This is a genomic window from Streptomyces tsukubensis (assembly GCF_003932715.1).
GTDB lineage: Bacteria > Actinomycetota > Actinomycetes > Streptomycetales > Streptomycetaceae > Streptomyces > Streptomyces tsukubensis.
In genome coordinates, this window is record NZ_CP020700.1 from 346165 (window position 1) to 366080 (window position 19916).

General features: G+C 72.0%; 6 protein-coding genes (1 of these 6 running past the window's edge). 1 reads left to right on the forward strand and 5 read right to left on the reverse strand.

Translation table 11 applies throughout. The features are described 5' to 3' along the window. The 5 genes from B7R87_RS00925 to B7R87_RS00945 all read right to left on the reverse strand — a co-directional run. Positions 1-13464, reverse strand: the 5' portion of a protein-coding gene (locus B7R87_RS00925; RefSeq protein ID WP_157997755.1) for a non-ribosomal peptide synthase/polyketide synthase. It extends 21825 nt beyond the left edge of the window; only the first 13464 of its 35289 coding nucleotides appear in the window; it begins with the start codon at positions 13462-13464; its stop codon lies off the left edge, out of view. A gap of 396 nt (positions 13465-13860) precedes the next feature. Beyond that, positions 13861-14331 carry a hypothetical protein gene (locus tag B7R87_RS00930; protein WP_006351011.1) on the reverse strand — a complete coding sequence of 157 codons (471 nt, stop codon included), beginning with the start codon at positions 14329-14331 and terminating at the stop codon, positions 13861-13863. 153 nt (positions 14332-14484) lie between these two features. Further along, positions 14485-15678: an ABC transporter permease gene (locus B7R87_RS00935; RefSeq protein ID WP_006351010.1), complete on the reverse strand. Its 1194-nt coding sequence runs from the start codon at positions 15676-15678 to the stop codon at positions 14485-14487. Further along, positions 15675-16412, reverse strand: a complete 738-nt coding sequence (locus tag B7R87_RS00940; RefSeq protein WP_006351009.1) for an ABC transporter ATP-binding protein — start codon at positions 16410-16412, stop codon at positions 15675-15677. The genes B7R87_RS00935 and B7R87_RS00940 overlap by 4 nt, the downstream gene beginning before the upstream one ends. Then, complete coding sequence (locus B7R87_RS00945) at positions 16409-17560, reverse strand: efflux RND transporter periplasmic adaptor subunit (protein WP_006351008.1); 1152 nt, start codon at positions 17558-17560, stop codon at positions 16409-16411. The genes B7R87_RS00940 and B7R87_RS00945 overlap by 4 nt, the downstream gene beginning before the upstream one ends. Before the next feature lie 421 nt (positions 17561-17981). On the opposite strand from B7R87_RS00945, the gene B7R87_RS00950 reads away from it, so the two are divergent. Then, positions 17982-19913 carry an ABC transporter ATP-binding protein gene (locus B7R87_RS00950; protein WP_040917146.1) on the forward strand — a complete coding sequence of 644 codons (1932 nt, stop codon included), beginning with the start codon at positions 17982-17984 and terminating at the stop codon, positions 19911-19913. Positions 19914-19916 lie beyond the last annotated feature (3 nt).

The following is a 19916-nucleotide window of genomic DNA, read 5'->3' on the forward strand; positions in this document are numbered from 1 at the left end:
CTGAAGGATGTGGTGCATCCGCACCAGAGCGACCCAGCGGCCATCCCGTACCTCTGCGATATGCAGGTCCATCAGCGGGGCCGAGTCCAGTTCCATGGCCAGACCGACGGCGGCAAGGAAGGCTCCCGCCGTGTCGACCTCGTGCCCACTGGCGCGTTCCAGGGTGTGCTCGACGACCGGCAGTACGACGTGCCGCCAGACGACCTGGACCGGCTCACGCAGGCCGTCCCAGACCACCGAAGTCCGGTAGATGTCGTGCCGGTCGATCACCTGCTGCAGAGCCCGGGCGAACTCGTCGAGCCGTGCCCGCGAGTCGAACTCCAGCGCCCGGACCGTGACATAGACGTCCGCACCGCCTGCACCCGCCATGAGGTGGTGGAAGAGCATGCCTTCCTGGAGGGGGGCGAGGGGGTAGATGTCCGCGACGTTCACGGCCCCGCCCTCGACCGTGGCAACCACGCGGTCGATCTCCGCCTGGTCCAGCTCCACCAGCGGCAGCATCCCCGGGGTGATCCGGTCCGTACCGTGCGGGATCAGGTTCTCCGGCACCGGAACCGACACCGCACCCGCAGCACCCGCCAGACCAGCAGGAGTCGGCGTCTCGAACAACGCCCGCACGGAGACCGACACACCCCGCACCCGCAACCGCTCCACCAGCGTCACGGCGAGAAGGGAATGCCCACCGAGTCGGAAGAAGTCGTCGTCCACCCCGACGGAGTCCAAACCGAGGACATCGGCAAAGACGGCGCACAGGATCTCCTCCTGGACCGTGACCGGGGCCCGACCCGTGCCGATGCCGAACTCCGGCGCAGGCAGAGCTGTGCGGTCGAGCTTCCCGTTCGCCGTCAAGGGCAGTTCCGGCAGGGACACGAATGCGGCGGGGATCATGTAGTCCGGCAGGCGGCCTGACACCCATGCCCGCAGATCGTCGGTGTCGGATGCGGCCACGACGTAGGCCACCAGAGCGTCATCGCGGACGATCACCGCGGCCTGACGAACGTCGGCGTGGGTGAGGAGTACGGCTTCGACCTCGCCCGGCTCGATACGGAACCCGCGGATCTTCACCTGATCATCCGCGCGACCCGCGAAGACGAGCTGACCGTCCGCCGTCCAGCGGGCCAGATCCCCCGTCCGGTACATCCGCTCACCACCAGGACCATACGGGCAGGCGACGAACCGCTCCCCGGTGAGGGCGGGGCGGTTTACATAGCCCCGGGCCAACCCAGCACCTGCCACATACAGCTCCCCCGCGACGCCGACGGGGACCGGCTGCAGCCGGGCATCCAACACGTACAGGCGGGTGTTCGCGATCGGGCGTCCGAACGGCACCGGACCTTCCCTGCCGGAATCCACGTCCGCCGCAGCGACCATCACCGTCGCCTCGGTCGGACCGTACGTGTTGACCAGCCGACGACCCTCCGCCCACAGACGGGCCGCCGGCTCACCGATGGCTTCTGCACCCACCAGCAGGGTGTCCGCCCGCTCCAGCACCCCCGGGTCGATCACACCCAACAGCGACGGAACCACACTCGCCGCCGTCACCCCTTCCAGCTCACGCAACCGCTCCGGCTCCCGGCGCTGCTCCTCCGTCGCAATCCACAACGACGCACCCGACGACAACGCCACCGCCACATCCAGCACCGACGCGTCGAAACCGAAGGACGCGAACTGCAACACCCCGGCACCCGGACCCGCACCCATCACCGGACCGAACACCGACACCAGATTCACCAGAGACCCATGCGAAACCCCAACACCCTTCGGCACACCCGACGAACCCGACGTATAGATCACATACGCCAGCCCCGCCGGATCCACCCCAGGACGAGAAACAACAGGCTCACAACCAGCCGACTCCACAAGCTCCCCCGGCCCCACCACCAACGCCGCACCCGCATCCGCCAACATGAACTCCACCCGCTCATCCGGCAGCGAACCCTCCACCGGCAGATACGCAGCACCCGCCTTCCACACACCCAGAATCCCCACCACCATCTCCACACCACGCCCCAGCCGAAGCCCCACCACCGACTCCCCACCCACACCACGCCCCCGCAACCAACCCGCCAACCGACCCGCCGCCACATCCAACTCCCCGTACAACACCTCAACCCCATCAACCACCACCGCCACCCCACCAGGCGCCTCAGCCACCCACCCCTCGAACAACCCCAACACCGACCCGGACCCCGACCCCACAACCACCCCGGTGCTGTTCCACTCGGCCAACACCCGACCCCGCTCGACCGAATCGAGGACCTCCACCTCCCGCAGCGGAACGTCCCGGCCGCCCTCCAGCGTGCCGGTCAACGCCCCCAGCACGTTCTCCACCGCCGTGCGCATCAGCCGGCCCACGGCGCCCGGGTCGATGGAGCCGACGGACTGGACATTGACGACCAGCTCGTCCCGGGCCAGGTCGTCGACGGCCACGCTCAGCGGGTAGTTGGTCCGTTCCCGGACCAGGAGGCTGCGCATGCCCTCGAAGGAGCCGCGCCCGGTGCCGCCGGTTCCGCGCCAGACGTGGCGGTAGTTGAAGAGGGAGGTGAACAGCGGTGCGTTGCCGGGGATTCCGGCGGCGCGCTGGGCGAGTGCCAAGGGGGCGTGCTCGTGCTCCAGCAGCGCCGCCAACTGGGTACGCATCGCCTCGACCGCGGCCCGAACACCGAGCAGCTCGGTCCGGACCCGTACCGGCAGGGTGTTGATGAACGGGCCCAGGACCCGCTCCGTTCCCTCACCGGCGTTCATCCGGCCGAGGAGCACGGTTCCGAAGACGGTGTCGTCGCGGCCGGACAGTACGGCGAGGACGCGCGCCCAGGCGATGTGCAGCACGGTGGCCGGGCTCACGCCGAGGCGTTGTGCCACGTCACGGAGGAGGAGTACGGATTCGGGCTCCAAGGGGACCAGCGCGGAGACCGCGTCGTGGCCGCCGCTCAGTACGTCGAGCCGGCCGTAGGGCGCGGTGGGTTCGGTGACGTCACCGAGGAGCTCCGTGAAGAAGCGTTCGTGTTCGGCCCGCGGGATGCTCCGGGTTCTGGCGACGATGGTGCGGAAGGGGGCGGGCGGGGCGAGCCGGTCGGCGATTCCGGAGAGGATCGTGCGGAGTTCCTGGAGGAGTACGTCCAGGCTGAGGCGGTCCTGGACCATATGGTGCATACGGATGAGGCCCAGACACCGTCCGTCGGGCAGGGCGGCTGTATGCAGGTCCATCAGCGGGGCGCGGTCCAGGCGCATGCTCGGTCCGGCGGCTGCCAGGAGTGCCGCTGCCGCGCCGTCGTCCGCAGGCTCAAAGGATTCGTCGAGGGATGCGTCGAGGGTTTCGTCGAGAGTGTGGTCGACGACCGGGAGGACGGCGTGGCGTGCCACCACCTGGACGGGTTCGCTGAGGCCTTCGCGGATGATCGCGGTGCGGTAGATGTCGTGGCGGTCGACGATCTGCTGGAGGGCGCGCGCCACCGTGTCGAGCCGGTCGGCGCTGTCGAACTCGACGACCTGGGCGGTGACGTAGACGTCGGCGCCGTCGTCGGCGAGCAGATGGTGGAAGAGCATGCCCTCCTGAAGGGGGGTGAGCGGGTAGACATCCGCGACGTTGGCGGCGCCGCCTTCCACCGCTTCGGCCACGCGGTCGGCCTCGGCCGGGGTGAGGTCGACGAGGGGCAGCATGTCGGGGGTGATCCGGTCGGTGCCGGGCGGGATGAGGTTCTCCGGGACCGGGGTCGTTTCGGCGTCGGCCGCGCGGGCGAGTCCGGCCGGGGTGGGGGTGTCGAAGAGGGCGCGTACGGGGACGGGGACCCCTCGGGTGCGGAGCCGTTCCGCGAGAGTGACGGCCAGCAGGGAGTGGCCGCCGAGCCGGAAGAAGTCGTCGTCCATGCCGACCCGGTCCAGCCCGAGTACCTGGGCGAAGACCTCGCAGAGGATCTCTTCGCGGACGGTGACGGGGCCGCGGCCCTCGCCCGTGGTGTAGTCGGGGGCGGGCAGGGCCCTGTGGTCGAGCTTGCCGTTGACCGTGAGCGGTAGTTCCGCCAGGGCGACGAAGGCTGCGGGAACCATGTGCTCGGGCAGGCGGGCGGCGGCGTGGGCCCGCAGTGCGTCGAGGTCGATCCCGGGGCCCGGGTCGGCCTGGTCCGGGTGGCCGGGGTTGCCGCCGGCCGGGACGACGTACGCCACGAGCCTCGGGTCGCCGGGCGTGTCCTCACGGGCCACGACCGCGGCATGGGCGACGTCCGGGTGGGTGAGCAGCGCGGCGCGGATCTCGCCGGGTTCGATGCGGAAGCCGCGGATCTTGACCTGGTCGTCCACCCGGCCCGCGAAGACGAGCTGTCCGTCCGGGGTCCAGCGGGCCAGGTCGCCGGTGCGGTACATCCGCTCACCGGCAGGACCGTACGGGCAGGCCACGAACCGTTCGGCGGTGAGGCCCGCCCGGCCCGCGTAACCGCGGGCGAGCTGCACTCCGGCCAGATAGAGCTCTCCCGTGACACCGGGGGCGACGGGGGACAGACGGCCGTCGAGGACATAGACGCGGGTGTTGGCGACGGGGGCGCCGATGGGGACCGTACCGTCGGTGACGGCCGGGTCGCAGTGCCAGGCGGTGACGTCGACGGCGGCTTCCGTGGGGCCGTACAGATTGTGCAGTTCGACCTGGCCGTACGTCCGGAGGAAGCGTGTCCGGGTCTCGGGCGGGAGGGCTTCGCCGCTGCACATCACGGCGCGCAGGCCGGGGAGTTCGCCCGCGCCGGAGTGTTCCAGGAAGGCGTCCAGCATGGACGGGACGAAGTGCAGGACGGTGATCCGCCGAGTGCGGATGAGGTCGGCGACGTACCGGGGTTCGCGGTGGCCGCCGGGGCGGGCGAGGACGAGGGTGGCGCCCGCGACGAGGGGGCAGAACAGCTCCCAGACGGATACGTCGAAGACGACGGCGGTCTTCTGCATCACCCGGTCGCCGGGTCCGATGCGGTAGTGGTCGCGCATCCAGACGAGCCGGTTGACGATGGCGCGGTGTGTGATCAGGACGCCCTTGGGCCGGCCGGTGGAGCCCGAGGTGTAGATGAGGTAGGCGGGGTGCTGTTCGCCGGGGGCGGTGCGCGCCGAAGAGACGGCGGTGCGCGCCGGAAGGGCGGCGGTGTCCGGGGTGTGGTCGGGGGCCGAGATGCGGGCTATGGCGGCGGGGTCGTCGAGGACGGCCACGGGTGCCGCGTCCGCCAGGAGGAGGGCGATGCGGTCGGCGGGGTATCCGGGATCGACGGGAAGGTAGGCGGCGCCTGCTTTGAGGATGCCGAGGAGTGCCGTCACCAGTTCGGGGCCGCGGTCGAGGACGACGGCGACGACGGTTTCGGGGCCCGCTCCGAGGCCGGTCAGATGGTGGGCGAGGCGTTCGGCACGGGCGTCGAGTTCCGCGTACGTCAGTTCGGTCGTCGGATCGGTCGTCGGGTCGGTGGTCGGGTCGGTGGTCGGGTCGTGGTCGTCGAAGACGACGGCGGGTGCGCCGGGGGTGCGGCGGACCTGGGCTTCGAAGAGTTCGTGGAGGGTCGCCGGGGGGACGGGGACGGTGGTGTCGTTCCACTCCGTGAGGACCTGGTGGCGTTCCCGGGGGTCGAGGACGTCGACGGCGTGCAGCGGAACGTCGGGGCTGGTGGTGAGGGCGGTGAGGAAGCGGGTGTAGCGCTCGGCGATTCCGGTGACGGTCGGGGCGTCGAAGAGGTCGGCGGATCCGTTGACGGTGCCGTGGAGTCCCGCCGGGCGGCCGTCGTCGTCGAAGGTTTCGCGGAGGTGGACTTCGAGGTCGAAGCGGGCCGCGGTGCCGGCTCCTTCGAGGGGTTCGGCGTGGGCGCCGGGGAGTTCGAGGAGCGGGCGCTCGGTGTTCCGGACGGTGAGCATCGTCTGGAAGAGGGGGTGGCGGGCGAGGGACCGGGCCGGGGCGAGTTCCTCCACGAGCCGTTCGAAGGGAATGTCCTGGTGGGCGAGGGCGCCGAGGCTCGTTTCGCGGACGCGGGCCAGCAGCTGCCGGAAGGCGGGTTCGCCGGTGAGGTCGGTGCGGATGACGAGGGTGTTGACGAAGAAGCCGACGAGTTCGTCGAGGGCTTCTTCGGTACGGCCCGCGACCGAGGTGCCGATGGGGATGTCCGTCCCTGCGCCGAGGCGTGACAGGAGTGCCGCGAGGGCGGCCTGGGCGACCATGAAGGTGGTGGCGCTCTCGGTGCGGGCGAGGTCGGTGAGGCGCCGGTGGGTGTCGGCGGGGATCCGCAGGGGTGCGCGGTGTCCGAGGTGTCCTGCGGCGGGCGGGCGGGGCCGGTCGGCGGGGAGGGCGAGTTCCTCGGGTGCGCCGTCGAGGGTGCGCCGCCAGTAGTCGGTCTGGGTGGCGAGCAGGCTCGCCGGGTCGTCCGGGCGGCCCAGCAGCTCGCGCTGCCAGAGGGCGTAGTCGGCGTACTGGACGGGCAGTGGGGTGAAGTCGGGGGTTTCGCCGCGCAGCCGGGCCGTGTAGGCGGCGGTGAGGTCGCGGCCGAGGGGGGCGTGGGACCAGCCGTCGGTGGCGATGTGGTGGAGGACGATGACGAGGGCCCGGTCGTCGGGGCCCAGGGTGAAGAGCCGGGCCCTGATGGGTGTCTCCCGGGCGAGGTCGAAGGTGTGGCGGGCGGCTTCGGCGACGGCGTCGGGGAGGTCGCCGGGGTCCAGGGGGGTGACCGTCAGCGGCGGGGCGATGTCGGCGGGGTCGATGATGTGCTGGTGGGGCTCGCCGTCGGCGGTCGGATAGACGGTGCGCAGCGGTTCGTGGCGGGCGATGACGTCGTGGAGGGCCGCGGTGAGGGCCGGGATGTCGAGGGGGCCGGTGAGCCGTACGGCGAGGGGGATGTTGTAGGTGGGGGCGGGTCCTTCCATCCGGTCGAGGAACCAGAGGCGTTGCTGGGCGAAGGACAGTGGGGTGTGGTCGGGGCGGGTGCGGGTGTGCAGCGGGGGGCGGGGGTGGTGGGGGGCGGGTGCGGGATCGGTGAGGCGTGCTGCGAGGGCGGCGACGGTGGGGGCTTCGAACAGGGTGCGGATTCTGATCTCGGCGCCGAGTGCGGTCCGGATGCGGGAGAGGAGGCGGATGGCGAGGAGGGAGTGTCCGCCGAGGTCGAAGAAGCTGTCGTGGACGCCGACGGTGTCGGTGCCGAGGACCTGGGCGAAGATCGCGCAGAGGGTGGTTTCGGTGGGGTTCGCGGGTGCCCGGTCGGTGGTGCCGGTTGTGGGGTCGTGGGGGTCGGGGAGGGCGTGGCGGTCCAGTTTGCCCGCGGCGGTGAGCGGGAGGGCGGGGAGGACGACTGAGGCGGCGGGGAGCATGTGGTCGGGCAGGCGGCGGACGAGGAAGGTGCGGAGGTCGCCGTGGGGGGTGCCGTCCGCTGTGGTGTCCTGGGTGCCGTCCGCTGTATTGCCGGGAGTGCTGTCCGCTGTGGTGTCGAGGGTGCTGTCCGGGGTGAGGACGAGATAGGCGATCAGCTGGTGGTCGCCGCGGGAGTCGGGGCGGGTGACGACTGCGGCGCGGTCGACGGCGGGGTGTTCGAGGAGGGCGGCCTCGACCTCGCCGGGTTCGACGCGGTAGCCGCGGATCTTGACCTGGGTGTCGGAGCGGCCGGTGTAGACGAGTCGGCCGCCGGTGGTCCATTTCGCAAGGTCGCCGGTGCGGTACATGCGTTCGCCGGTGCCGAAGGGGCAGGCGACGAAGCGTTCTCCGGTCTGGGCACGCCGTCCCGCGTAGCCGCGGGCGAGTCCGGCGCCCGCGACGTACAGTTCGCCGACGACGCCGGTGGGTACGGCGGAGAGGGCGTCGTCGAGGACGAAGAGGCGGGTGTTGGCGATGGGGGTGCCGATGGGGGCGGGGCCGTCGGCGACGAGGGCGGGTGTCAGTTCGGTGGTGGCGACGCCGATGGTGGTTTCGGTGGGGCCGTAGTGGTTGAAGACCCGGCGGTCTCCGGTGGCGTTCAGCAGTTCGCGGAGCCAGGCGGCGGGGGCGGTTTCGCCGCCGAGGACGAGGGAGCGGGCGGGGAGTAAGGCGTCGGGGCCGGTTCCGGCGGTGAGGGCCGCCAGGTGGGAGGGGACGGCTTTGACGCAGTCGATGCGCCGGTCGCGGAGGTAGGCGGTGACGGCAGCCGGGTCGGTGACCGCTTCGCGGTCCAGGACGTGCAACTCCCCGCCGGTGGCGAGGCTGATGAAGACGACGGTGTTGCCGAGGTCGGTGACCTGGGGCTGGAGGAGTGCGTAGCGGGTTCCGGGCCCGGTCCAGCCGAGGCGTTCGGAGGCGGACGCGACGTAGTTGGCGAGTGATCCGTGGGTGACCTGGACGCCCTTCGGGATGCCGGTGGAGCCCGAGGTGTAGATGACGTAAGCAAGCCCGGCGGGATCGGCGGGGGCCGGGGCGGCGGGTTCGGTGTCGTCCTGCGCCGGGTGGGCTTCGTCGATGGGGACGACGGGCACGCCCGCGGTACGGGCCGTGATGCCGTCGTCGGGCGTGCCGTCGGAGCGGGGGTCGGTGAGGAGGAGGCGCGCCCCGCTGTCGGCGAGCATGAAGGCGACCCGTTCGGCGGGCAGTTCTCCGTCGACGGGGAGATAGGCGGCTCCGGCACGCCAGACGCCGAGGACGGCGCTGATCATCCGGGTGCCGCGGGGCAGACGGAGACCGACGACGGATTCGGGGCCGACGCCCTGGTCCCGGAGGAAGCGGGCGAGCCGGTCGGCGGTGGCGTCGAGTTCGCGGTAGGTGGTTTCGATGCCGTCTGCGACCAGGGCGGTGGCGTCCGGGGTTGCGGCTGCCCGCTCCCGGAAGAGGCGGGTGACGGCGGGCGGGGTGCCGGGGACGGCGGTGTCGTTCCAGCGGTGGAGGAGGCGGTCGCGTTCCCGGGGGTCGACGATGTCGACGGAGTGCAGCCTGACGTCGGGGTTGCCGGTGACGGTTTCGAGTACCCGGGTGAACCAGGCGGCCGCGCGGGCTGCGGTTCCGGCGTGGAAGAGGTCTTCGGCGAGGGTGACCTGGGCGCGCAGGCCCGCGGGGCGGCCTTCGTCGTCGAAGGTTTCGCCCACGGTGAAGTGGAGGTCGTAGCGGGCTGCTGCGGCGGCGGTCCCGGCCGGGCTCTCGTCGGTGCGGACGCCGGGGAGTTCGAGTGCGGCGCGGTCGGTGTTCTGGACGGTGAGCATGGTCTGGAAGAGGGGGTGGCGGCCGAGGGACCGGGTGGTGACGAGTTCTTCGACGAGCCGTTCGAAGGGGACGTCCTGGTGGGCGAGGGCGCCGAGGGTCGCGGTGCGGACCTGGGCCAGCACGGTGCGGAAGTCCGGGTCCCGTGAGAGGTCGGTGCGGATGACGAGGGTGTTGACGAAGGACCCCACGAGGTCTTCCAGGTTCTCGTCGGAGCGGCCGGCGACGGGGATGCCGACGGGGATGTCCGTTCCGGCGCCGAGCCGGCTCAGCAGGACCGCGAGGGCAGCCTGGAGCGTCATGAAGAGGGTGGCGCCCTCGGCGCGGGCGAGTGCGGCGAGCCGGGCGTGGACGGGGGCGGGGATCAGGAACGGCAGCCGGTGTCCGCGGCGGCTCGGTTCGGCGGGGCGGGGCAGGTCGGTCGGCAGGGCCAGTTCCTCCGGTGCCCCGGAGAGGGTGTTCCGCCAGTAGGCGATCTGGGTCGACAGCAGGCTGTCCGGGTCGTTCCCGTCGCCCAGCAGCTGCCGCTGCCAGAGCGCGTAGTCGGCGTACTGGACGGGCAGCGGCGTCCAGGCCGGGGCTTCGCCGCGCAGTCGTGCCGTGTACGCCGCCGACAGGTCGCGTCCGAGGGGGGCCATGGACCAGCCGTCACTGGCGATGTGGTGCATGACGAGGACCAGCACATGACTGGCCTGGTCGGCATGACTGGCATCGTCGGCATGACTGGCATGGCCGGCACGGTCCCCGTCGCCGGTGCGGAGGAGTGTTGCCCGGAAAGGAGGTTCGCCCGTCAGGTCGAAGGCGTGCCCGGTCGCCTCGGTTACGGTCCGCTCCGGGTCCGGTCCGGCGGGGCGGACCGTGAGGTCCCCGTCGTACGAGCCGGGGGCGAGGATCCGCTGGTAGGGCTCGCCGTCGGCGGTCGGATAGACGGTACGCAGCGGTTCGTGGCGGGCGACGACGTCGCGCAGGGCCGCGGTGAGGGCCGGGACGTCGAGGGGGCCGGTGAGACGGATCGCGGCGGTGGTGTTGTAGGCGGGGCCTGCGCCTTCGAGCCGGGCGACGAACCACAGGCGGCGCTGGGCGAAGGAGAGCGGGGGCCGTTCGGGGCGGGGGCCCGCGGTGAGGGCGGGCCGGGACCGGCCGGTGCCCGTGGCGGTCAGCCAGGCGGCGAGCCCGGCCGCGGTGGGCCGTTCGAAGAGGACGGACAGGGGCAGTTCGGTGCCCAGGACGGTGCGGATCCGGGACAGCAGCCGGACGCCGAGGAGGGAGTGCCCGCCGAGGTCGAAGAAGCTGTCGTCGACGCCGACCGCCGTGAGGCCCAGGACTTCGGCGAACGCCCCGCAGAGGAGTTCCTCCTCCGGAGTGGCGGGCGGGCGTCCGTCGCCGGTGCCGGTCGCGTAGTCGGGGGCGGGGAGGGCGTTGCGGTCGAGTTTGCCGTTGGCGGTGAGCGGCAGGCCGGCCAGGGGCACCACGGCGGCGGGCACCAGATAGTCCGGGAGGCTGCGGGCGATCAGGTCCCGCAGGGCCGTGGTGTCGAGGTCGGCGGGGTCGGTGCCGTCGGCGGGGACGGCGTACGCCACCAGCCGGGTGTCACCGGGGGTGTCCTCGCGGGCCACGACGGCGGCCCGGCCGACCGTGGGGTGGGTGCGCAGGACCGCCTCCACCTCGCCGGGTTCGATGCGGAAGCCCCGTACCTTCACCTGGTCGTCGGTGCGGCCGAGGAAGACCAGTTCCCCGTCGGGGGTCCACTTCGCGAGGTCGCCGGTGCGGTACATGCGCTCGCCGCGGGCGAAGGGGCAGGCCACGAACCGTTCGCCGGTGAGGGCGGCCCGGCCTGCGTAGCCACGGGCCAGGCCGGCGCCCGCGACGTACAGCTCTCCGGGCACGCCGGGCGGTACGGGGGCGAGCCGCCGGTCGAGGACATACAGCCGGGTGTTGTCGATCGGTCGGCCGATCGGGACCGCGGGCCCCGTCGGCTGCCCGGCCCTGACCTCGTACACGGCGCAGCCGACGACGGTTTCGGTGGGGCCGTACTCGTTGACGATCACCGTGTCGGGTGCGAGGTCCAGCCAGGCGGAGGCGGTGGGGCCGGTGAGGGCTTCGCCGCCGACGATCCACCGGCGGGCCGCGCCGCAGATCCGGTCGGCGGGCAGCAGCTCCGCCAGCATCGGGAGGTGCGCGGGAACAACCTTGACCAGGTCGAAGCCTGCGCCGGTACGGAGGACATCGGCCAGGTCCTCGACACCGCCGTCCTCGCCGACGGTGATCGGTGCTCCGGTCACCAGTGGTACGAGGAGGCTGGTGACCGTCAGGTCGAAGGCGAGGGAGGAGTACAGGACGGCGCCGCCGGGGCCCGACTCGTAGGCTCCGGCGGCCCAGTGCACATAGTTGGCGAGGCCGCCGTGGGTGACGGCGACGCCCTTCGGAGTGCCGGTCGAGCCGGAGGTGTACATCACGTACGCCACCTCGTCGGGGTGGGGTACGGCGGCCGGGGCCCGGGCGGGGAGGGCCGTGGTGTCGAGGTCGGCGGGGTCGTCGACGGCGATCACAGGGATACGGGACACGGGGAGGGCGTCGAGGAGCGTCCCGGTGGAGACGAGGGCCACCGCCCGGCTGTCGCGGAGCACGTATCCGAGGCGTTCGGCGGGATGGGCGGGGTCGATCGGGAGGTAGGCGGCGCCGGTGCGCCAGACGGCGAGGACCGCGGCGACGGCGTCGGCGCCCCGCGGCAGGCAGAGTCCGACGACGGATCCGGTTCCGACACCGAGTCCGGTGAGGGCGCCCGCGAGCCGGCGGGCGCGTTCGTCGAGTTCGGCGTAGGCGGTCGTCCGGTCTCCGTGGCGGACGGCGACGGCTTCGGGGGTTTCTGCGGCCTGCCGGGCGAAGGCGACGGGGACGGGGACGGCCGGGGACCGGGTGGCGGTGGCGGTGGCGGTGGCGTTCCAGTCGACGAGGATGCGGTCGCGTTCCGCGGGGTCGAGCAGGTCGACCGTGTGCACGGGAATGTCGGGGTCGGCGGCCACGGCCGTGAGGACCCGGACGAGGCGGTCCGCGATCCCGGTCACCCCGGCCGGGTCGAACAGGGCGTCGGCGCCGACGACATCGCCGGTCAGCCCGGCGGGCCGGCCCTGCGCGTCGAAGGTCTCCTCCAGCATGACGTCGAGGTCGAAGCGGGCCACGGGCAGGTTCGACGGCAGCGGTTCGACGGTGACCCCGGGCAGGTCCAGGGCCGCGGCGCCGGTGTTCCGTACGGTCAGCATGGTCTGGAACAGCGGATGCCGGGTCAGGGACCGTCCGGGCGCCAGCTCCTCCACCAGTTTCTCGAACGGCACGTCCTGGTGGGCGAAGGCTTCCAGACTGCTCCGCCGGACCCGGCCCAGCACCTCACGGAACGCCGGATCGCCGGACAGGTCCGTACGCATCACGAGGCTGTTGACGAAGAACCCGATGAGGTCGTCCATCGCCTCGTCGGTACGGCCCGCGACGGCCGCGCCGATCGGAATGTCGTCACCGGCGCCGAGCCGGGACAGGGTCACCGCGAGCGCGGCCTGCACCAGCATGAAGGCGGTGACGCCCTCCGCCCTGGCCAGGGCGGTGAGCCGGGCGTGCGTTTCGGCCGGGACCCGCAGCGGTGCGCGGTGTCCGCCGTGGCCGGGCACCGCGGGGCGCGGGCGGTCGGCGGGCAGCGCCAGTTCCTCCGGCGCTCCGGCGAGGGCCCGCCGCCAGTACTCCGTCTGGACGCTGATCCTGCTGGCCGGGTCGGACTCGTCCCCGAGCAGCTCGCGCTGCCACAGGGCGTAGTCGGCGTACTGCACCGGCAGCGGCGCCCGGTCCGGGGCGTCGCCGCCCAGGCGTGCGGTGTAGGCGGCCGACAGGTCGCGGGCCAGCGGGGCGTGGGACGAGGCGTCGGTGGCGATGTGGTGGATGACCAGGATCAGCACATGCTCGTCGGGTGCGGTGGTGAGCAGCGTGGCCCGGATCGGGACCTCGGTGGAGAGGTCGATGGCGGTCCGGGCGGCCGCCGACCGGACCTCGGGTATCTCGCCGGGTGCGGCGGTGCGCAGCTCCAGTTCCCAGTCGAGTTCGCCGGGTTCGAGAATGCGCTGGTAAGGCTCGCCGTCCACGGCGGGAAATACGGTGCGCAGTGATTCATGGCGCTCCAGCAGATCCCGTAATGCCGCTGCCATGGCTTCGGTGTCCACCGGGCCGTGCAGGGACAGGGTGATGACGTTGTTGTAGAGGAGGCCGGAATTCCCCAACTGGGTCAGGAACCAGAGCCGGCGCTGGGCGAACGACAACGGGATCATCAATGCGTCTCCTTTGTGCATCGAACGCCACGCCGAAGTTCCGTGGGAGCGCCGTGTTGTTCTTTTCCGAGTGCGGGCCCCGTCGGCCCGGACATTCCAACGCACCGCCGGACGGTGAACAAGGCTGAACAGATGGTCGCCGGGGAGGTCGGGAGAGGGGGCCGTTCAACCGGGTGGATGCCGCGGTTGAACACGGCGAATGGGGTGGTGCGGAGAACGGGGGTGGTGCGGAGAACGGGGGTGGTGCGGGAACGGGGGTGGTGCTGAAAAGGGGGCGGCCGCCGCTCCGTTCCGGCGGGGCCGGGCGGGGCGGCGGCCGGGGCCGTCGCTTCGAGGGGTTGCGGGTGCCGAGGTGACGAATTCCGGGTTCCGGAGCCGCGGCCGGGGCGGCCCCGGTCAGTCCTTCTTCCCGGACACCTTCTCGTTGCAGGTGGTGTAGGCGGCGACGAGTTTCTCCCGGGTGGTGCCGGGCCCCTCCTCGACGGCGATCATCGTGGTGCCCGACTTGGGGTCCTTGGCCTTGATGCCCTGCTCGCGCAGGCACTCCGCCTTGCGGACCGCACGGTCGTAGTCGGCTTCGGTGACGTCCTCGCCGGAGTCCGGCGGTGCGAACTTGGCGCAGGCGGACTGGGCCGCTTCGATCTGGGCGGACGATCCGCTGGCGGGGACGACTTCCTTCCCGCGGTCGCCCTTCTCGGGCACGTCCATTCCGTACTTGCGCAGGCAGTCGGCGAACTGCTGCATCCGGTCCGCGTCGGCGCCCGTGCTGCTGGAGCCCTTGTCGGAGCCACCGTCGTCACCGCACGCGGTCAGCCCGAACATGGCGGCGGCGGTCAGGGCCACCGCGGCGAGAGTCTGCTTCTTCATGCTTCTCAGCGTGGCTCCGGGGAGGTTTCGCTCGGGTGACCGTCGCCGCCTGGCAGTCGGCCGGGGAGCGGGCAAAGGAAAACCGGGGTGTCTGCGTGACCGCACGGGCGGACACGCAGACACCCCGGGGCGACCGGTCCCGGGGGTGACCGGTCAGGTGGTGGCCAGCGCCTCGGTGGGAGTGAGGCGGGCGGCGCGGCGGGCCGGGTAGAGGCCCGCCAGGGCGCCGATGGCGATCGCGGCGGCCACGCCCGCGGCGATGGCCTGTCCGGGCAGGGCCAGCGGCCAGCCGCGGTAGGCGGCGTAGGAGAAGCAGATACCGAGGCCGAAGACGACTCCGGAGGCTCCGCCGAGGGCGGAGAGGGTCACCGATTCGGTGAGGAACTGGAGCCGGATCTGTCCCCGGGTGGCCCCCAGTGAGCGCCGCAGTCCGATCTCCTGGCGTCGTTCCAGTACCGAGATGACCATGACGTTGGCGATGCCGACGCCGCCGGCCAGCAGGGCCACCGCGCCCAGGCCCATGAAGAGGGCGTTGAAGGCGCGGACGGCGGCGGCCTGTGCGGTGAGCGCGTCGGAGGGGCGGCTGACCTTGACCTCGTCGGGGTGCGCGGGGTTGACGGTGGGGGCCAGGACGTTCCGTACCGACTGCACGGTCGCGTCGGTGGACCGCTCGTACAGCGTGGTGACATAGCCGTCGAAGCCGAGCCGGCCCGCGTAGTCCCAGCCGATCAGGGCCGAGCGGTCGATTTCGGGGGCGAGTTTCACCTCGTGGAGGATGCCGGTGACCATGACGTAGCGGCCGCCCATGTAGACGTTCTCGCCGGCCCGGTCGATGCCGAGCCGTTCGGCGGCGGTGGCGCCGAGGACGACTGCCGGGGTCGTGCTGGTGGCGGCGTTGAGGAAGGCTCCCGAGCGGACGGTGCCGCCGAGGGTGTCCAGCAGATCGGTGCGGGTGGCGCGGACGGAGACGCCGCTGGTCGTGGTGGAGGGGATCCGGTCGGTCCGGCGGACCGTGGCGTCCTTCACCAGGCCGGTTGCCGAGACCCCGGTGACACCGGGGATGCGGGAGACCATGCCTTCGGCCCCGGCGGGCAGTTTGGACTCCGTGCCGAGGAGGGACGTCCCCGGTTCGACGGTGAGCAGATTGGTGCCGAGTTCCTCGATTTCGGCCATGAGTCCGGCCCTGCTGACGGTGCTGATGCCGACCAGGGCGACCATCGCGGCCACGCCGATGGCGATGCCGAGGGCGGACAGCATGGCCCGCAGCGGTCTGCCGCGGAGGCCTTCCAGGCCGACGACGGCCAGGTCCCCGGCGCGCAGCCGCGCCGGATCCGGGAGCGCTTTCATACCGTCACCCCCGTGTCGATCCGGATCCGGCCGTCCCTGATCTCCAGGCGCCGCGGCAAGGCGGCGGCGACGTCCAGATCATGGGTGATGACCACGATCGCGGTGCCGTCGCGGTGGAGTTCGGTGAGGAGTTCCAGCACCCCGGCGCCCGCGACGGAGTCGAGGTTGCCGGTCGGTTCGTCGGCGAGGAGCAGCGGCGGATCGCCGACGACCGCGCGGGCGATCGCGACCCGCTGCTTCTCGCCGCCGGACATCTGGTGCGGCCGGTGGTCGAGGCGGTGGCCGAGGCCGACGCGCTCCAGGGCGCGGCGGGCGCGGCGCCGTCGCTCGGTGGGTGCCACACCGTGGTAGAGCAGGCCGGTGGCGACGTTGTCCAGGGCGGACAGATGCGGTGTGAGGAAGAACTGCTGGAACACAAAGCCGATCCAGTGGGCGCGGACCGCGGCCAGCCGGCGGTCCGGCAGTTCGGCGATGTCGTGGCCCTGCATCAGGACCCGGCCGGTGGTGGGGGTGTCGAGGGTTCCCATCAGGTTCAGCAGGGTCGATTTGCCGGAGCCGGAGGGTCCGACGATCGCGACCAGTTCGCCGGGCCCGACGGTGAGCGACGCCCGGTGCAGGGCGCGGACCCCGCCCGGGTACTCCTTGGTGGCGTCCTCCACCTCGATGATCGCGGTCGGATGCCCGCCGGTGCCGTTGCCGGTGCCGTTGCCGCGGGTGCGGTTCCCGCCGCTCATGACCGGGGCACCTGGACCTTCTGCCCGGGGGTGAGGCTGCCCTGCACCTCGACCTTGTTCCCGTCGAAGACCCCGAGTTTGACCGGGACGGAGCGGGCGTCTCCGGAAGAGTCCACCACCTTGACCGAGTAGGTGCCTTCGGAGGACGCCAGCAGGGCGTTGACCGGGACGGCGAGGACGTTCTTCCGCTCGGTGCTGGTGAAGCCGACGGTGGCCGGGGCGCTGTCGAGGGTGCCCGCGCTGGCCGGTTTGTCGAGGGTGACGTAGACCGGGATGGTGGCGTTCTCGGTGCCTTCCCCGGTCTGGGAATCGGAGTTGGTGGTCCCGGCGGTGGCGACCGTGCCGACGGCGCTGATGCGTCCGGTGGTCTCCTTGCCGCCCGGCAAGGTGATCCGCACCTTGGCGCCCTTGCGGGCCATGCTCTGGTCGCCGACCGGCAGGTTCACCGTGACCAGGCGTGCGGTGCCGCTGCCGGTGAGGACCACTCCCCCGGCGGGAGCCCCGAGGACGGCCTGCACCTTGGTGACCCGGATCGCACCTCGCTGCACCGTCACATCGTCGGGTTTCACGATGCCGGTCTGCTTGACCCCGAGGTCCTTCTGCCACTTCTTGACGGCTTCCTCGGTGCGCCAGGTGAAGAGCCGGTCGACGGCGAGCCCGCCACCGTAGCCGAGGGCCTTCAGATTGCGCTCCAGCTCCAGCACGTCGACACCCTTGGTGACCTCGGACTTCAGCTCCCGCCAGAACGGAGTCGACCCGTAGAACAGAGGGACGTCACGGCTGTCGACGGCGTACACCCGCTGTCCCCGTTTGACGACGTCACCGCCCTCGGGGAGCCAGGTGATCCGCCCGCCGCCGGGCCCCAGCACAGTGCTGCTGCCCTCGTAGCCCAGGGTTCCGTCGACGTCGCTGGTGTTGACGAGGTCGGTCCGGGTGACCGTCGCGGTGGGCAGCGAGGAGGAGTCCTGCGACGAGGAGCCCTGGTCGTCCCGGACCACGAGGAAGGTGCCGGCCGCGCCGACCGCGAGGACCGTGGTCCCGCCGATGACCGCCCGGAGGCCGCGGCGGCGCCGGGGCGCCGGGGCGCGTTCCTCCTCCCGCTCGGCCTCCGCCTGCGGCACCGGGGTCGTGGCCTCAGAATCGAGCATGGCTCACCCTCCGGACGGTCCCCTCGGCGGCGCCGCAGGCCTGCGGGACCCCGGGGATTGACAGTGTCTGCATGCCGTTCAGCGTCGGGGCGGGGAGGTTTCCCGGCGGTTACCGAATCTCCCCCGCGGCCGTGGCGGGGCGTTCAACCGCGGCGGGGCCGGAGTTGAACACCGTACGGGGCGGGGTTGCGCGGCCTTCCCGGCCTCCGGGCCCGCGGGTACTGTCGCTCCCCGTCGGCCCCGGGACGGGCCGGACGCCGTCGACGTGCGGATCGCCGATACCGCGGCGGACGGTACGGCGCCCCGGGCGGCCGTCCGGCTCCCGGCCCGCCCGGCCCGGACCCCAACCCTTTCCGAACCTGCTCGCGGCCGGGCACCCGAGCGGATCGGGGAGCGGCGCGGAACGGAGGTCTCCGTGGTCATGATGGGCGGCCCGCGCACGGGCCCGATACCGCTGGGCGTCGACCGGTCGGTCACCCGGCAGAAGATCCGGCCGGGAACGGTCCGGCGCATCGTCCCCTACGCCCTGCGGTACCGCTGGTCGCTGGCGACGGTGATGCTGACGACGGCCGTGAGCGCCGCCGTGACGGCCACCAGCCCGCTCCTCCTCAAGGTGATCATCGACGACGGGATCATCCCGCGCGAAAAGGGCGTGGTGATCGGTATCGCGCTGGTCATCGCCGGTCTGGCGCTCGTCGACGTGGCGGCCCTGTTCGTCCAGACCTGGTTCTCCGGCCGGGTCGGCCAGGGCATCGTCTACGACCTGCGCTGCCGGGTGTTCGAACATGTGCAGCGGCAGCCGCTGGCCTTCTTCACCCACACCCAGACCGGATCCCTGGTCAGCAGGCTCAACACCGATGTCGTCGGCGCCCAGCAGGCGATCACGACGCTGCTCTCGCAGACCGTGTCGACCCTGCTGACGCTGATCCTGGTGCTGGGGACGATGTTCTTCCTGTCGTGGCAGATCACCGTCGCGGCGCTGGTGATGATCCCGTTCTTCCTGCTCCCCGCGAAGCTCGTCGGCCGCAGGCTGCAGCGGCTCACCCGGGAGGGCATGGGTCTCAACGCCGATATGGGTTCGCTGATGAACGAGCGGTTCAACGTGTCGGGCGCGATGCTGGCCAAGCTGTACGGCCGTCCGGACGAGGAGGCCCGGTCGTTCTCCGACAAGGCGGGCCGGGTCCGGGACATCGCGGTGACCACCTCGGTCTGGGGCCGGATGCTGTTCATCATCACCACCCTGATCACCGGAGTGACCAGTGCGCTCGTCTACGGCCTCGGCGGGGTGCTGACGGTCGACGGCACGCTCCAGCTCGGCACCCTGGTGGCGATGGCCGCGCTGCTGCTGCGCCTGTACGGGCCGATCAACCAACTCGCCAACATGCAGATCAACGTGATGATCGCACTCGTGAGTTTCGACCGGGTCTTCGAAGTGCTCGACCTGGAACCGCTCATCGGCGAACCGTCGGCGGCCCGTCCCCTTCCGGACGGCGGCGGAACCGCTCCCGACGTCGAGTTCGACGGGGTGTCCTTCCGCTATCCGGCCGCCGGCGAAGTCTCCCTGGCCTCGTTGGAGTCCCTCGCCCCACGGGCCCCGGAGCGGGCCGGTGAAAGCCTGGTCCTGGACTCGGTGAGCTTCCGAGCGCCCGCCGGGAAACTCACCGCGCTGGTGGGCCCGTCCGGGGCGGGAAAGACCACGGTCACCAGCCTGGTGCCCCGGCTCTACGACCCCCTCTCCGGTACGGTCCGGATCGGCGGGCAGGATCTGCGGGACCTTCCGCTGCGCTCGGTCCACGACACGGTCGGCGTCGTCACCCAGGACGCGCATCTGTTCCACGACACGATCCGCGCCAATCTGCTGTACGCGCGCCCCGGCGCCGACGACGCCGAACTGGTCGCGGCCTGTGAGTCGGCCCGGATCTGGGAGACGATCTCCGCCCTGCCGGACGGTCTGGACACCGTGGTCGGCGACCGCGGCTACCGGCTGTCCGGAGGTGAGAAGCAGCGCATCGCCCTCGCCCGGCTGCTGCTGAAGTCACCGCCGGTCGTCATTCTCGACGAGGCCACGGCCCATCTGGACTCCGAGTCCGAGGCGGCCATCCAGCGGGCGCTGGAGACCGCCCTCGCGGGCCGGACGTCGCTGGTCATCGCGCACCGGCTCGCCACCATCCTGGACGCCGACCAGATCCTCGTCCTCGACGAAGGCCGCATCCGGGAGCGCGGCACCCATCGCGAACTGCTGGCCGCCGGCGGTCTCTACGCCGAGCTGTTCCGCACCCAGTTCGCGGGCGGCAGGACCCACGACGGGGCGGCATCCGCCGACCCGGCACCGGCGGGCGACACACACCGCTGACCG

Coding starts and splice junctions, on each gene's coding strand:
- B7R87_RS00930 (WP_006351011.1), bottom strand. CDS start 14,331: ATGAAGAAGCAGACTCTCGCCGCGGTGGCCCTGACCGCCGCCGCCATG.
- B7R87_RS00935 (WP_006351010.1), bottom strand. CDS start 15,678: ATGAAAGCGCTCCCGGATCCGGCGCGGCTGCGCGCCGGGGACCTGGCC.
- B7R87_RS00940 (WP_006351009.1), bottom strand. CDS start 16,412: ATGAGCGGCGGGAACCGCACCCGCGGCAACGGCACCGGCAACGGCACC.
- B7R87_RS00945 (WP_006351008.1), bottom strand. CDS start 17,560: ATGCTCGATTCTGAGGCCACGACCCCGGTGCCGCAGGCGGAGGCCGAG.
- B7R87_RS00950 (WP_040917146.1), top strand. CDS start 17,982: ATGATGGGCGGCCCGCGCACGGGCCCGATACCGCTGGGCGTCGACCGG.